At 63.9% G+C, this 15027-nt stretch carries 12 protein-coding genes; all 12 read right to left on the minus strand.

Translation table 11 applies throughout. The features are described from left to right. Positions 1–46: 46 nt before the first annotated feature. On the minus strand, positions 47–2770 hold the full coding sequence (locus tag NHH73_28700; GenBank protein USX26486.1) for a molybdopterin-dependent oxidoreductase: 2724 nt from the start codon (positions 2768–2770) through the stop codon (positions 47–49). A 24-nt stretch (positions 2771–2794) separates the two neighbouring features. Then, on the minus strand, positions 2795–4033 hold the full coding sequence (locus NHH73_28705; GenBank protein USX26487.1) for an FAD-dependent oxidoreductase: 1239 nt from the start codon (positions 4031–4033) through the stop codon (positions 2795–2797). Beyond that, entirely contained in the window at positions 4030–4377 is a 348-nt protein-coding gene (gene nirD / locus NHH73_28710) for a nitrite reductase small subunit NirD (protein ID USX26488.1), read from the minus strand. The genes NHH73_28705 and nirD overlap by 4 nt, the downstream gene beginning before the upstream one ends. Positions 4378–4388: 11 nt before the next feature. Continuing rightward, positions 4389–6920, minus strand: a complete 2532-nt coding sequence (nirB, locus tag NHH73_28715) for a nitrite reductase large subunit NirB (GenBank protein USX26489.1) — start codon at positions 6918–6920, stop codon at positions 4389–4391. Between the two features lie 17 nt (positions 6921–6937). Next, positions 6938–8242 carry an MFS transporter gene (locus tag NHH73_28720; protein ID USX26490.1) on the minus strand — a complete coding sequence of 435 codons (1305 nt, stop codon included), beginning with the start codon at positions 8240–8242 and terminating at the stop codon, positions 6938–6940. Positions 8243–8591: 349 nt separating this feature from the next. Further along, positions 8592–9254 (minus strand): type IV pili methyl-accepting chemotaxis transducer N-terminal domain-containing protein, encoded by a 663-nt coding sequence (locus NHH73_28725; GenBank protein ID USX26491.1) that lies wholly within the window; start codon positions 9252–9254, stop codon positions 8592–8594. Continuing rightward, positions 9254–10060: an ABC transporter ATP-binding protein gene (locus tag NHH73_28730; GenBank protein USX26492.1), complete on the minus strand. Its 807-nt coding sequence runs from the start codon at positions 10058–10060 to the stop codon at positions 9254–9256. Before NHH73_28730 ends, NHH73_28725 begins: the two co-directional genes overlap by 1 nt. Before the next feature lie 11 nt (positions 10061–10071). After that, positions 10072–10968, minus strand: a complete 897-nt coding sequence (ntrB, locus tag NHH73_28735) for a nitrate ABC transporter permease (GenBank protein USX26493.1) — start codon at positions 10966–10968, stop codon at positions 10072–10074. Between the two features lie 39 nt (positions 10969–11007). Further along, positions 11008–12180: an ABC transporter substrate-binding protein gene (locus NHH73_28740; protein USX26494.1), complete on the minus strand. Its 1173-nt coding sequence runs from the start codon at positions 12178–12180 to the stop codon at positions 11008–11010. Positions 12181–12599: 419 nt separating this feature from the next. After that, on the minus strand, positions 12600–13223 hold the full coding sequence (locus NHH73_28745) for an ANTAR domain-containing protein (protein ID USX26495.1): 624 nt from the start codon (positions 13221–13223) through the stop codon (positions 12600–12602). 77 nt (positions 13224–13300) lie between these two features. After that, positions 13301–14173 (minus strand): ABC transporter permease, encoded by an 873-nt coding sequence (locus tag NHH73_28750; protein ID USX26496.1) that lies wholly within the window; start codon positions 14171–14173, stop codon positions 13301–13303. Continuing rightward, positions 14170–15027 (minus strand): ABC transporter ATP-binding protein, encoded by an 858-nt coding sequence (locus tag NHH73_28755; GenBank protein USX26497.1) that lies wholly within the window; start codon positions 15025–15027, stop codon positions 14170–14172. Before NHH73_28755 ends, NHH73_28750 begins: the two co-directional genes overlap by 4 nt.

A 15027-nucleotide genomic window follows, 5' to 3' on the forward strand; every position in this document is an offset into this window, starting at 1 on the left:
CTCTCTGTAGTCATGATCAAGCGATCGATAGTCTAATTTACCATATTTACAACCTTGCTTCCGCCGCCTCCACGCGCGTTTGCACAAGAATCTTCTTGATTTCGGGGACGCAGGAACCGCAATTGCCGCCCGCCTTAAGGCAGGACGTCACCTGCGCGACCGTTTGCAAGTCCTTCTCGATGATCGCGTTGCAGATCGTGTTGCGGCCCACGCCGAAGCACGAGCACACGGTAGGGCCGGTGTCGGCGCCCTTCTCGACCGGCATGCCGACCAGCAGGCCGACGCGGTCGATTTCGCTCAACTGCTCCTTGACGAACAGGCTGGCGAGCCACGCGCGCGACGGCATGTCCTGGCGCGGCGACAGGAAGATGCACTGTTCAATGCGATCGTTCACCACGTGCACGGCGCGGTACACGCCGGCGGTGCGGTCTTCGTATTCGAGCCAGTCGGCGTCCAGATCCCGCACACCCAGCACGCCACGCGCCCACTGGCCGAAATCGGAGATGGTGTTGCGGCCGGCCAGCTCGTAGCGCGCGAATTCGCGGCCCTGGATGCGGGTCCAGTGAGCGACGCTGTCCAGATCCACTTCCGTGCGGCTCAGGATGAAACTGTGCCAGTTGACGCGGAACTGCTCGATGCGCACCGGCGTATGTTTGAATTCCGGCTCGCCCGACACCGGATCGACCACCGGGTTGACCAGCGCGCCGACGCGGGCGTCGGACGAGGTCTGGCTGGACCAGTGGATCGGAATGAACACCGTGCCGCGCGGGATGCCGCCGCCGTGCTGCACGCGCGCCACCATCGCGCCCCATTCGGAGCTGACGCGCGCCAGATCGCCCTCGCGCACGCCGTGCAGCAGCGCGTCCTGCGGGTGGATGTCGACGAACGATTCGGAGATGTGATCGGCCAATGTGAAGGATTTACCGGTGCGCGTCATCGTATGCCACTGGTCGCGCACGCGGCCGGTGTTGAGCGCCAGCGGGAAGTCCTCGCTGATGGCGTTGGCCGGCGCACGCGGGACGGTGACGATGAAGCGCGCCTTGCCGTCGGCATGGGCGAAGCGCTTGTCGGCGAACAGACGCTCTTCCACCTCCATGCCGCCGTCGGCACCACGGCGCACCGGCCACTGGATCGGTTCCAGACCGTCGTACTCGTTCTTGTTCAACTGCGCCAGGCCGGACATGTCGAAGGCCCGCGGCACGTCGGCGGCGCTGTTGCGGAAGCCGCTCAGGCGCGCGTGCTCGTCGAACACCGCGCCCGCACCGTCAAAATCGAAACCGCTAAAGCCCAAGCGCTGCGCGAACAACGCCAAAATCTTCCAGTCGGCCATCGCCTCGCCTGGAGCGGGCAGGAAGGCGCGCTGGCGCGAGATGCGGCGCTCGGAATTGGTGACCGTGCCCTCTTTCTCGCCCCAGCCCAGCGCCGGCAGCAACACGTCGGCATAGGCGTTGGTGTCCGTGTTTTGCATAATGTCGGTGGCGACCACCAGCTCGCACTTTTCCAGTGCGCGCCGCACCTGGTCGGCGTCCGGCATGCTGACCACGGGATTGGTGGAAATCACCCACACCGCCTTGACCTTGCCGTCCTCGATCGCCTTGAACAGGTCGACCGCCTTCAGGCCTGGCTTGTCGGCCATCGCCGGCGACTCCCAGAAGGTTTGCACGACCTCGCGGTGGTCTGCGCGGTCCAGGTCCATGTGCGCGGCCAGCATATTGGCCAGGCCACCCACTTCGCGTCCGCCCATGGCGTTGGGCTGCCCGGTGATCGAGAAAGGCCCCATGCCCGGCTGGCCGATGCGGCCACCGATCAAATGGCAGTTGATGATGCTGTTGACCTTATCGGTACCGGACGACGACTGGTTCACGCCCATCGAGTAGGCGGTGATGGTCTTCTGAGTGGCCGCGAACAGTTCGTAGAACTCCATCAGCACCGGCAGCTCGATGCGGCAGATCTTGGCCACGACGGCTGGATCGCTGCAGTCGGCGTTGGCGGTGGCGAGCGCCGCGTCGAAGCCGTTGGTGTGATCGGCCACGAAGGCCGGATCAACCGCGCCAATGCGGTTCAAATAACTGAGCAAGCCGTTGAACAGCCAGACGTCGGCACCCGCCTTCACCGGCAGGTGCAGGTCGGCCAGCTCGCAGGTCGCGGTGCGGCGCGGATCGATGACGACGATCCTCATTTCCGGGCGCTTTTCCTTGGCCTTCAGGATGCGCTGGAACAGGATCGGATGGCACCACGCGGTGTTGGAGCCGACCAGCACCACCATGTCGGCCAGCTCCAGGTCGTCGTAGCACAGCGGCACCAGGTCTTCGCCGAAGGCGCGCTTGTAGCCCGCCACCGCCGACGACATGCACAGGCGCGAGTTGGTGTCGATATTGGCGCTGCCGATGTAACCCTTCATCAGCTTATTGGCGACGTAATAGTCCTCGGTCAGCAGCTGGCCGGAGACGTACAAGGCCACGGCGTCCGGGCCATGTTCGTCGATGATGGCGCGCCAGGTGCCGGCGACCTTGTCCAGCGCCTCGCCCCACGAGACGCGGCGCAGGCCTTCCTCGCCGCGCACCTGCGGGTACAACATACGGCCGTCAAGGCTTACCGTCTCACCCAACGCGGAACCCTTGACGCACAGGCGCCCCTTGTTCGCCGGGTGCAGCTTGTCGCCGGCGATGGAGACCGTGCCGTCGCCCTTGGGGGTGGCGCTCACACCGCAACCGACGCCGCAATATGCGCAGGTGGTGCGGACTGACAGATGGTCTTGGGACAGGTTCAAAATTCGCTCGCTTAGACTATTGGATCACGCGGCCCTGGCGCTGAGCGCCTCGCCGAATAACAGGGTTTGCCGGATCGAGGTGATGTCGGTGTTGTTCTGGATCAGGCCGAAATACCAGGGGCCGTCCTTAACGTCGCCATACAGCACGGCGCCGGTAACGCGATTGTTCTTCAACACCAGCCGCTTGTAGACGCCACGGCGCGCATCCCGCAGCACCAGGTCTTCGGACCCCTCGCCGCCGACAAAATCGCCGACCGAATACAAGTCTACACCGGTGACCTTCAGGCGTGTGGGCGAAGTTTGCTGCACGTAGCGGCGCACGCCGGCGCCGGCCAGATGGGCGCCACAGACGCGGGCCTGGTCCCAGATCGGCGCGACGAGACCAAAAGTGGCGCTGCGGTGCTGCACGCACTCGCCCACCGCGTAGATGCGCGGATCGTAGGTTTGCAAGGTGTCGTCGACGATGATGGCGCGGTCGCAATGCAGGCCGGCCGCCTTGGCCAGTTCGATATTTGGGCGCACGCCGGCGGTCATCACCACCAGATCGGCCGGGATCTCGCTGCCGTCCTTAAAGCGCACGGCCGTGGCGCGGTCGGTGCCGACGATTTCGGCGGTCTGCGCGTTCAGCATGAACGTCAGGCCCTTGTCTTCCAGCGCCCGCTGTAGCAGCTGGGCGGCGGGTTTGTCGAGCTGCTGGTTCATCAGTGCGTCGGTCACGTGGACCACGGTGACGGACATGCCCTGGCGCTGCAGGCCGTTGGCCGCTTCCAATCCGAGCAAGCCGCCGCCGATCACCACCGCGTGCTTGTGGTTGCGCGCCGCCTCCAGCATCGATTCCACATCCTGGATATCACGGAAGGCCAGCACGCCCGGCAACTGGTGGCCCGGCACCGGGATGATGAACGGCTTGGAGCCGGTGGCGATCAGCAGACGGTCGTAACGTACTTCCAGGCCGGAGCGGGCGCGCACGATGCGCTTGCGGCGGTCGATATGCTCGACCGGATCGCCCGCATGCAAGGTAATGCCATGCTGGACGTACCACTCACGCGTGTTGAGCATGATGTCGTCCATCGTCTTCTCGCCGGCCAGCACCGGCGACAGCAGGATGCGGTTGTAGTTACCATGCGGCTCGGCGCCGAACACAGTGATGTCGTACATGTCCGGATCGAGCTTGCGCAGCTCCTCGACCGTGCGCATGCCAGCCATGCCGTTGCCGATGACGACCAGCGCAGGCTTCGATTCCACGCGCTCCGGGGGTTTCATAGGCCGACCCAGACTTTGCCGTCTGCGACGCGGGCCGGATAGGTGCCAACCGAGTTGGCCGGCGCTTCCAGGCATTCGCCGGTTTGCAGGTCGAAGTGCTGTTTGTAGATCGGCGAGGCGACGACGATGCGTTCGCCCAGGCTGCCCACCAAGCCGCGCGACAGCACGGCGGCTTCCGAATTCGGATCGTAGTTATCGATGGCGAACACGCGCGGGCCGCCGTCGTTGACGTGGAAGACCGCGATCTGCGCGTTGTTCAGCAGCGCGCACACGCCGGTATTGGGCACGATGTCGTCCAGGTTGCAGACGGCGATCCAGTTATCAGTTTGAATATCGCGATGCATTTGTATTCTCCTCAAGCTGCGCTGACGGCGATCGGAATCACGCGTTTGCGTTCTTCCACGGTGGCGGGACGAATCTGGCCGCGTTCTTCCATGAAGACGACGTTGTCGTCGCCCTTCTCGCTGTTGACGAAGGTGCGGAAGCGTTTGCGGGTTTCCGGATTCTCGACGGCTTCTTTCCACTCGCACGCGTAGGTGTTGACGACGTGCTGCATGTCGGCTTCCAGGTCGGCGGCGATACCCAGCTTGTCCTGCACCACGACCTGCTTCAGGTAATCGAGGCCGCCTTCGAGGTTCTCGCGCCAGGTGCTGGTGCGCTGCAGGCGGTCGCCGGTGCGGGTGTAGAACATCAGGAAGCGGTCGATGTACTGAACCAGGGTGGCCTTGTCCAGGTCCGTCGCCAGCAGCTCGGCGTGGCGTGGCTTCATGCCGCCGTTGCCGCAAACGTAGAGGTTCCAGCCCTTTTCGGTGGCGATGATGCCGACGTCCTTGCCCTGCGCCTCGGCGCACTCGCGGGTGCAACCGGAAACGCCGAACTTGATCTTGTGCGGCGTGCGCAAGCCCTTGTAGCGGTTTTCCAGTTCGATGGCCAGGCCGATCGAATCGTCGACGCCATAACGGCACCAGGTCGAACCGACGCAGGATTTGACCGTGCGCAGCGACTTGCCGTAGGCGTGGCCGGATTCGAAGCCGGCCGCGATCAGTTCTTCCCAGATCAGCGGCAGCTGCTCGACGCGGGCACCGAACAAATCGACGCGGGCGCCGCCGGTGATCTTGGTGTACAGCTGATACTTCTTGGCGACCATGCCGACCGCGATCAGGCCATCGGCCGTCACTTCGCCGCCCGGCATGCGCGGCACCACCGAGTAGGTGCCGTCCTTCTGGATGTTACCGAGGAAGTAGTCGTTGGTGTCCTGCAGGCTGGCGTGTTCCTTCTTCAGCACGAAGTCATTCCACACCGACGCCAGGATGCTGGCCGCAAGCGGTTTGCACACGTCGCAACCGAGGCCCTTGCCATGCTTGTGCAGCAGATCGTCGAAGGACTTGATCTGGCCGACTTTGATCAGGTGGAACATCTCCTGGCGCGAGTAGGCGAAGTGTTCGCACACGTGGTTGTTGACGGCCATGCCGAGTTTTTTCATCTCGGCCTTCATCACCTGCGTCACCAGCGGCACGCAGCCGCCGCACGAGGTGCCGGCGTTGGTGCAGCTTTTCAGATCGCCGACGGTGCAGGCGCCGGCGGCAACCGCCGCGCACAGCGCGCCTTTGGAGACGTCGTTGCAGGAGCAGATTTGTGCGCTCTCCGGCAGCGCGTCCACGCCTAGGCCTGGTTTGGCGGCGCCGTCCGACTGCGGCAGGATCAGGAACTCCGGCGATTCCGGCAGTTCGATTTTGTTCAGCATCATCTGCAGCAGAGTGCCATATTCGGCGGCGTCGCCGACCATCACGGCGCCTTGCAGATATTTGCCGCAGTCGGAGACAACGATCTTCTTGTAGACCTGTTTGCGCTCGTCGGTGAACTGGTAGGAGCGGCTGCCGGCGGTATTACCATGCGGGTCGCCGATACTGGCCACGTCCACGCCCATCAGTTTGAGCTTCGTGCTCATGTCGGCACCGGCGAATTCGCCGGCCTCGCCCAGCATGTGCTTCGCAGCGACACGGGCCATTTCGTAGCCCGGCGCCACCAGGCCGAAGATCAAGCCGCCCCACAGCGCGCATTCGCCGATGGCGTAGACGTCCGGGTTGGAGGTGACGCAGTTGTTATTGATTTCGATGCCGCCGCGCGGGCCGACGGCCAGGCCGGATTCGCGCGCCAGCATGTCGCGCGGGCGGATACCGGCCGAGAAGACGATCATGTCGGCGTCCAGGTGGCCGCCGTCGGCGAACTCCATGCGGTGGGTTCCATCGACGCCGTCGACGATGGCGGTGGTGTTTTTTCCGGTGTGGACGGTCACGCCCAGTTCTTCGATCTTACGGCGCAGCACGCGCGCGCCGCTGTCGTCGACCTGCACCGCCATCAGGCGCGGCGAGAATTCGACCACGTGGGTGTCGAGCTTCAGGTCGCGCAGCGCCTTGGCGCATTCAAGGCCCAGCAGGCCGCCGCCGATGACGACGCCGGTCTTAGAGCGCTGGCCGCATTCCATCATCGCTTCCAGATCCTCGATGGTGCGGTAGACGAAGCAATCCTTGCGCTCCTTACCCGGCAGCGGCGGCACGAACGGATAGGAACCGGTGGCGATCACCAGCTTGTCGTAGGAGAGCACGTCGCCGTCGCCGGTGGTGACGGTTTTGGCGGCGGTATCGATGGCCGTGGCGCGGGTGTTCAGGCGCAGGACGATGTCGTCGCGCTCGAAGAAGCCCGGCTTGACCAGCGACAGGTCTTCGGCGGTTTTACCGGAAAAGAATTCGGACAGGTGCACGCGGTCGTATGCGGGGCGCACTTCCTCGCACAGCACCGTCACCTGCAGGTTGGTCTTGCCGCTGGCGGCCAGGCTTTCCAGGAATTTGTGGCCGACCATGCCGTGGCCGATAACGATGATTTTCATAGCGGTTCCTTTAAACTTTAAGCTGCCAGTTTGTTGGCGATTGCGGATTCTTCGATGGCGCTGGTGCTGAAGCGCGCCGCCAGTGCGCACAGCGCGGTCGCTGCGACGACGATGCCCAGGATGCTCAAGGTCTGCTGCGTGTCGCCCAGGCCCTTCATCAGGAAGCCTGCTGCCACCGCGCCGACGTTGCCGCCAGCGCCGATGATGCCGGCCACGCCGCCCAGGGCGCGCTTGTCGACGAACGGCACCACGGCGTAGGTCGCGCCGCAAGCCATGTGGGTGAACAGGCCGAAGATCAGCATCGCGCCGATCGCCAGGGCGGCGGAGCCGGCGTGGGCGAACATCAGCAGGCCGGCGCCCTCGCCCAGCATCAGCACGAACAGCAGGGTGACGCGGTTATTCAGGTTGCCCTTGGCGGCGAATTTGTCCGAGGCCCAGCCGCCCAGTGCACGGGCGAACAGTGCCAGCAAACCGAAGCTGCCGGCGGCCATGCCGGCCTGGCCCAGGGTCAGTTTGAAGTGGTCGACGTAGTAGATCGCGGCGATGTTGTGGATGAAGATCTCGATGCCGAAGCAGGCGCCGTAGGTGATGAACAGCAGCCATACGCGGTAGTTCGCGGCGGCCAGCTTGAAGCTCTCCCAGCCACCCTTCTTGCCGCCTTCGATCGGGATGCCGGCGGCGCGCAGCTCGCTGTAGTTACCTTGCGGGCAGTCCTGGGTATAGCGATAGTAGACGCCGGCCATGATGATCATCAGGATGCCCGGCACGATCAGCGCGGCGCGCCAGCCGAAGGTCTCGGACACGCCCAGCATCACCATGGCCGTCATCAGGAGCGGCATGACAGCCTGCGCGACACCGCCGCCGGCGTTGCCCCAGCCAGCCGCGGCGGCGTTGGCGGTGCCGACGACTTTGGGCGCGAACATCACCGACGTATGGTACTGCGTGATGACGAAACTGGCGCCGGCCGCGCCGATCCCGAGGCGGAAGAACAGGAAGCTCTCGTAGCTCTGCGCGAAGGCAACGCCGATCACCGGAATGGAGCCGAGCAGCAGCAGGCCGGTGTAGGCCTTGCGCGGGCCGAAGTGGTCGCACAGCGGGCCGACGATCAGGCGTACCAGGATCGTGATGGCGACGGCGGCGATGTTGATGTTGGCGATCTGCGAGACGCTCAGACCGAATTCGCCTTTAATGACCGGCATCAGCGGCGCGCAGGCGAACCACGCGAAGAAGCAGACGAAGAACGCCATCCAGGTCAGGTGGAACGCCCGCATTTGCGGCGTTGAGATCGAGAAGAGCTTGATGCTGGTAGCTTTGCTGGCCATTTTTTTATCCCGGTTCAGAAAACAAAAAGGCGTCCGCGCAACCAAGGTGTTCTAAACCAGGTCGGGCGGACGCCGTTGTCCTGCCGGTCCGTCTTTGGACCAGCTGTGTGTATTTGGGAGGGATCGCCATTGATCCCCTGCTCCTTCTAATGCAAGAGGCGTGCCAATGGTCGGAAGAGGGGTGCTACAGAGGGAGAATGCGGTTTTGAGGTTTCAGTAAAGAAATAACAAGCTTATCGTGGTGCGATGTTGCGGTGCATGGCGCACGCTGACGGTGCGCGATGGCGGTGCGCGATGGCGGTGCGTTGTCTTGCTCCCATCCCAAGCGGGGTCAGCATCCAAGCGGGGGTCAGCCGGCGGCGGACAGCGCGGCGGCGACCATTTCGTCGATTTCGCCGCTGATGCTGGACAGGACGCCCGCCACCACCGAGAACTCCTTGCCGGCCGCGCCGGCGCGCGCGGCGACGATGCGGGCGTTGAAGGCCACCATCCGCGCCTGGCGGTTGATCGTCTCTATATCAGTGATCACGCCACGCAGCTGCTTGCGCACCAGCCGCGCGTTTTGCTTGGCCTGCTCCTCGTAGATGCCGGTGATCTGGTTCAGGATTCCCAACGTTGGCGTCGTGATGCGCACCAGCTCCGCCAGCAATTCGGCCGCCTGCCCCGAACCGCGCGCGATCGCGTTCAGCGTGCGCTCGCCCAAGTCGGCGAAGGCGACGATCTGGCGGTCACCGTCCATCTTGCCGTAGTAGGCTTCGCGCAGCTCCGGGCAGAACACGCCCGGCAGACCGTCCGCCTCGCTCAAAAGCGATTTATGGGCGCCACGGAATAGCGCCAGCGCCTCCTGCGCCGTCGCCGCTGCGTCCTCCTGCCCCTGCGACGCCAGTAGCGCGTACAGCACGATGCGCTGCGACGTGAAGCGGCGCCGCCCCGACAGGTTGATCAAGGCGCTGAATACCTCCCCGGTCAAGGCCTTGCCGGCCGGGGCCAGGGCGCCCGTGGACATGTCCATTACGCCGCTTCCTTCGCGGGATGCGCCTGTTTCCGGTACAAGAACTCCAGCACCGCCGTGCGGTACTCGGTGTAGCGCGCGTCCTGCGCCAGCGCCACGCGGTCGCGCGGACGCTCCAGCTGCACGTCGACGATCTCGCCGATGGTGGCGGCCGGGCCGTTGGTCATCATGACAATCCGGTCCGACAGCAGCACCGCCTCGTCGACATCGTGCGTGACCATCACCACGGTGGACTTGGTGGCCGCGACGATCTTGAGCAGCTCGTCCTGCAGGTGGGCGCGGGTCAGCGCGTCGAGGGCGCCGAACGGTTCGTCCATCAGCAGCACTTTCGGCTCCATCGCCAGCGCCCGGGCAATGCCGACGCGCTGCTTCATGCCGCCCGAGATCTCGTGCGGACGCTTGGTCTCGGCGGCCGTCAGGCCCACCAGCGCCAGCGCCTGCATGGTGCGCTCGCGCAGCTGCGCCTTCGATTCGGTCTTGCCGAACACCCGTTCGACGCCAAGATGGATGTTTTCATAACAGGTCAGCCATGGCAGCAGGGAGTGGTTCTGGAACACCACCGAGCGCTCCGGCGACGGCCCGGCGATTTCGCGGTTGGCGCACAGCAGCACGCCGTCGGTCGGCTTGAGCAGCCCGGCGATCAGGTTGAGCAGGGTCGATTTGCCGCAGCCCGAGTGCCCGATCAGGGTGATGAATTCCCCCTTGCGCACCGTCAGATCGATTTCACGCAGCGCGTGGAATACACCTTTTTTAGTGTGGAAGACCATCTCCACGCCTTCGACATCGATGAATTTTGGATCGTCCATGACTGTGCTCCTTAGTTGGATACTTGTTCGTAGGTGAAGGCACGGGCCAGCGCCATCAGCGCCTGCTCCAGCAGCAGACCGACGAAACCGATCGCCACGATCGCGATGATGATGTGCGGGACATTCAGGTTGTTCCACTCGTCCCAGACCCAGAAACCGATGCCCACGCCGCCGGTCAGCATTTCCGCCGCGACGATGACCAGCCACGCGGTGCCGATCGACAGGCGCACGCCGGTCAGGATGTACGGCAGCGCCGATGGCAGCAGGATCTTGGTGAGCACCTTCCACTCCGACAGATTGAGCACGCGCGCCACGTTCATGTAATCCTGCGGTACGCGCTGCACGCCGACGGCGGTGTTGATGATCATCGGCCAGATCGAGCAGATGAAGATCGACCAGATCGCGGCCGGATTGGCCGACTGGAACACCAGCAGGCCGATAGGCAGCCAGGCCAGCGGCGACACCGGCTTGAGCAAACTGATTATGGGGCTGAACATATTGCCGATGAACTGCACGCGGCCGATCAGAAAGCCCAGCGGGATGCCCACCAGCGCGGCCAGGCCGAAGCCTATCGCCACCCGCTGCAGGGATGCCAGCAGGTTCCAGCCGATGCCCTGGTCGTTCATGCTGTTGCGGTAAAACGGATCGGAGAACAGCTTGATCGCCTCCTGCAACGTCACCAGCGGTGTCGGGAAGGAGGTGTTTTTCACGGTGATGATCTGCCACACCAGCACCAGCAGCGCGGCGCCCAGCAACGGAGCGACGATCTTCATGGCGGTGGCGGAGACCTGCTTGCGTACCCGCGCCGTCGAATTGGCGGCGAGCGGGCGGCGTGGACGGCGGGCCGGTTTGGCGTCGAGTGCCGCCGCTACCGGGGCGGCGCTATCGGGTTTGAGCATGGCGTTCATGGCGTTCCTCTATCTGGCGATATCTGGCTAGGGAAGAAATCAGGCTTTGATCTTGAACGAGGCGGCGAACGCTTTCGGGTCTTTGCCGTCCCACACCGAACCGTCCATCAGTTTCGAGGAACGCAGCGGGCTTTTTGGAATCGGCGTCTTGGTCATCGTCGCCGCGTCCTTGTACAAATCGATCTGGTTGACCGAGGTGGCCACGGCCAGGTAGTTCGGATCGTCCTTCAGCAGGCCCCAGCGGCGGTGCTGCGTCATGAACCACATGCCGTCCGACAGGAACGGGAAGTTCACCAGGCCGTCGTTATAGAACTTCATGTGATTCTGGTCGTCCCAGGTCTTGCCCAGGCCATTCTGGTAGCGGCCCATGATGCGCTGGTCGATCGCATCCTTGCTGGTGTTGACGTAGGATTTGTCGGCGATGACCTCGGCCATCTTGTTCTTGTTGGCCAGCGAGGCGTCGATCCACTTGCTCGCCTCCAGGATGGCGGCCATCATCGCGCGGCAGGTGTTCGGGTTCTTCTTGGCGAATTCCAGCGTCGAGCCGAGCACCTTCTCCGGGTGGTCCTTCCAGATGTCCTGGGTGGTGGTGGCGGTGATGCCGATACCGTCCATGATGGCGCGGTGGCCCCATGGCTCGCCCACGCAGAAGCCGTCCATGTTACCGACCCGCATATTGGCTACCATCTGCGGCGGCGGCACGGTGATGACCTTGGCGTCCTTCATCGGGTTGATGCCGTTGGCGGCCAGCCAGTAGTACAGCCACATGGCGTGGGTACCGGTCGGGAAGGTCTGGGCGAAAGTGTACTCGCGCTTTTCGGAGTTCATCAGCTTCGCCAGCGAGGCGCCATCGACGGCGCCCTTGTCGGCCAGCTTCTTCGACAGCGTGATCGCCTGGCCGTTGTTATTGAGGCCCATGAGCACCGCCATGTCCTTCTTCTGGCCGCCGATGCCCATCTGAACCCCATACAGCAGGCCATACAGCACATGGGCCGCATCGAGGTCGCCGTTGGCCAGCTTGTCGCGCACACCGGCCCACGAGGCCTCTTTACTGAGCACGAATTTGACGCCGTACTTCTTGTCGAAGCCAAGCACCGAGGCCATGACCACCGACGCGCAATCGGTCAGTGGAATGAAGCCGATCTTGATTTCTTCCTTCTCCGGTTTGTCCGAACCTGCCGCCCACACGCCACCCGTCGATAAACCCAACATACTTCCTCCGGCTACTAAACCCGCACCATGAATCACTTTTTGAATTGCCGCTCTGCGCGACACATTAACGTCGCTGGCGGCTGGTGGCAAGGCGGAATCTGCTGGTAGCTTCTTATCGTTCATGACTATCCCTCTGTAGACAGTAAAACCGTTCGGACAAAAAAAACGCCTACCCCGCATGAACGCATTCATGTTCGGTAGACGTCGTTGTCTGGTGTGCCCCACCGCCGTTGGCAGGGCTCATCGGCGCATCATTGCGCTTGCCTACAGACTATGCAATGTCCGTGCCAGCATTGTTCACAGAGGGAGGAAGAGAAAGCGTGATCGGCCCGCGCACCTCTAAATGACTGGCTCGCGGCGAAAAAAGCGCACCGACGGTGCGCCTCGCATCATTTTGGACGGGGGACTAAAATAAAGTATTAACCTAGCAGGTCTTCGACGTCGAGGATGCGCTGGGCGACCTCGGACAGCTTGAGGTTCTTGCTCATCGCCATACCGCGCAGCTTTTGGTAGGCCTGTTCCTCGGTGAAGCGCTGGCGCTCCATCAGCAGGCCCTTGGCGCGTTCGATGACCTTGCGCTCGGCCAGCTTGCTCTTGGTGTCGGACAGCTCTTCAAGCAGCTTCTGCTCGCGCTTGAAGCGCGCCAGCGCCACCTGCAGCACCGGTTTGATGCGTTCACCCTGCAGGCCGGCCACGATATAGGCCGACACGCCGGCCGCCATTGCCGCCTCCATGCTTTCGGTGTCCGCGCTCTCGGTGAACATGACGATGGGGCGGCGCTCGTCGCGGGTGGCGATGACGATGTGTTCGAGGACGTCGCGCGCGTCCGATTCGGCATCGACGATGATCATATCGGGCTGCAGCTGGGCGATCCGCTCGGGCAGGTACATGTCCGGCGGCAGCGAGGCGACGATGTCGTAGCCCGCCTCCAGCAGGCCGATACGCAGCACCCTGGCCCGTTCGACCTGGGCGCGCAACGACTCATCATCCTCGTCGCCGGCGTGGATGATGGCGTTGACAACCACGATGCGTAAATTCCGCATGGTCATAACAATCCGATAATTTTGATGTGCATGGGCAGATTCTAAGGCACAAAGGCCAAATTCTGCCAGCCCTCAAATTAGCGTTGCATGCCCCAGCGCTTGACGGTGACGCTTTCGAGTGGTCGGAATACCACGTTTTCCACCAGCAGTCCGATGAGGATCACGGCGGCCAGTCCGGCGAACACCTTGTCGGTGTAGAGCTCATTGCGGTTCTGGAAAATGTACCATCCCAAGCCACCCTGCCCGCCGGTTGTGCCGAACACCAGCTCGGCGGCGATCAGGGTGCGCCAGGCGAACGCCCAGCCGATCTTGAGGCCCGACAGGATCGACGGCAGCGCGGCCGGCACCAGGATGTGCAGCACCAGCCGCAATCCGCTCAAGCCGTAATTGCGGCCGGCCATGCGCAGCGTCTCCGGCACGCTCTGGAAACCGGCGTACGCGCCCAGCGCCAGCGGCCACAGGACCGCATGGACGATCACGAAGATCAGGCTACCCTTGCCCAGGCCGAACCACAGCAGCGCCAATGGCAGCAGCGCGATCGCCGGCAGCGGGTTGAACATGGATGTCAGGGTCTCCAGCAGGTCGCGGCCGACGCGGGTGGACGCGGCCAGCGCCGTCAGCACGAAGGCGGCGGCGATGCCGGCCACATAGCCTTGCAGCAGGACGGCCAGCGAGATGCGCACGCGGTCGAGCAGCTCGCCGCTGGCCACACCGCTGACGAAGGCTTGCGCCGTCTGCACGAAACCCGGCAGCAGCAGATCGTTATCCTGCCAGCGGGCGACGCCCTCCCACAGCACCGCCAGCAGGATCAGGATGACGCACTTGCGCAGCCATGCCTGTTGCCACACCTGCCGGACCAGCGGCAGCGGGATATCGACGGCCCGTGGGGCGGCCGGGTTGGTGGTGTAGACATACTCCTGGCGCACCGGCGGATCGAGGACGAGGCTCATGACACGCGGCTCCTTTCATGCGGCGCGCCGGTGAAGGCGGGTGCGGTCGCCGGCTCCGCAGCGGGATGGCCCTGCGCGGGAGCGCCGAACAGCAGTCCGTGGATGCGCTGCGTGGCCGCCTGGAAGTCGGCGCCGCCGGCGCTGTCCAGGCCAAACTGGTGGCTGTTCAATTCCGCCCTCACCTGTCCCGGATGCGGCGACAGCAGCAGGATGCGGTTACCCACCACCAGCGCCTCCTCGATCGAATGGGTGACGAACAACAGCGTGAACCGCAGCTCCTCCCACAGCCGTCCAAGCTCCTCCTGCATATTGCGGCGCGTGAGCGCGTCCAGCGCGGCAAAGGGTTCGTCCATCAGCAGGATCTCCGGCTGCATCGCCAGCGCGCGCGCGATCGCCACGCGCTGCTTCATACCGCCCGACAGCGTGTGCGGATGCGCATCCTCGAAGCCGCCCAGTCCCACCTTGGCGATCCAGTGCCTCGCGCGCTCCTCCGCGTGATGACGGTTCAGGCGCTTGGTCATCAGCAGCGGGAACATGACGTTCTCCTTCACTGTCTTCCAGGGCGGCAGCTGGTCGAACTCCTGGAACACGACGATGCGGTCCGGCCCCGGGCCGTCGATCGTCCGGCCGTCGATGCTGATGCTGCCAGCGGCGGGCTTGATGAATCCCGCCGCAGCCTTCAGCAGCGACGACTTGCCGCAGCCCGAAGGCCCCAGCAACACAAACCGGTCGCCGCGATAGACGTTGAAGCTGACGTCGTGCGTGGCGCGCGTGGCGCCATATTCCAGGCTCACGCCATCGGCGATCAGCAGCGGCGCGATACCGGTATTGGGACGGACCACTTGGAAGGCCAT

The sequence above is a fragment of the Oxalobacteraceae bacterium OTU3CINTB1 genome (assembly GCA_024123955.1).
GTDB lineage: Bacteria > Pseudomonadota > Gammaproteobacteria > Burkholderiales > Burkholderiaceae_D > Rugamonas.

Bases quoted from the DNA above. Each gene is read 5' to 3' on its own strand.
- NHH73_28705 (USX26487.1), bottom strand. From the start codon at position 4,033: ATGAAACCCCCGGAGCGCGTGGAATCGAAGCCTGCGCTGGTCGTCATC.
- nirD (USX26488.1), bottom strand. From the start codon at position 4,377: ATGCATCGCGATATTCAAACTGATAACTGGATCGCCGTCTGCAACCTG.
- nirB (USX26489.1), bottom strand. From the start codon at position 6,920: ATGAAAATCATCGTTATCGGCCACGGCATGGTCGGCCACAAATTCCTG.
- NHH73_28720 (USX26490.1), bottom strand. From the start codon at position 8,242: ATGGCCAGCAAAGCTACCAGCATCAAGCTCTTCTCGATCTCAACGCCG.
- NHH73_28725 (USX26491.1), bottom strand. From the start codon at position 9,254: ATGGACATGTCCACGGGCGCCCTGGCCCCGGCCGGCAAGGCCTTGACC.
- NHH73_28730 (USX26492.1), bottom strand. From the start codon at position 10,060: ATGGACGATCCAAAATTCATCGATGTCGAAGGCGTGGAGATGGTCTTC.
- ntrB (USX26493.1), bottom strand. From the start codon at position 10,968: ATGAACGCCATGCTCAAACCCGATAGCGCCGCCCCGGTAGCGGCGGCA.
- NHH73_28740 (USX26494.1), bottom strand. From the start codon at position 12,180: ATGTTGGGTTTATCGACGGGTGGCGTGTGGGCGGCAGGTTCGGACAAA.
- NHH73_28745 (USX26495.1), bottom strand. From the start codon at position 13,223: ATGCGGAATTTACGCATCGTGGTTGTCAACGCCATCATCCACGCCGGC.
- NHH73_28750 (USX26496.1), bottom strand. From the start codon at position 14,173: ATGAGCCTCGTCCTCGATCCGCCGGTGCGCCAGGAGTATGTCTACACC.
- NHH73_28755 (USX26497.1), bottom strand. From the start codon at position 15,027: ATGGCCTTCCAAGTGGTCCGTCCCAATACCGGTATCGCGCCGCTGCTG.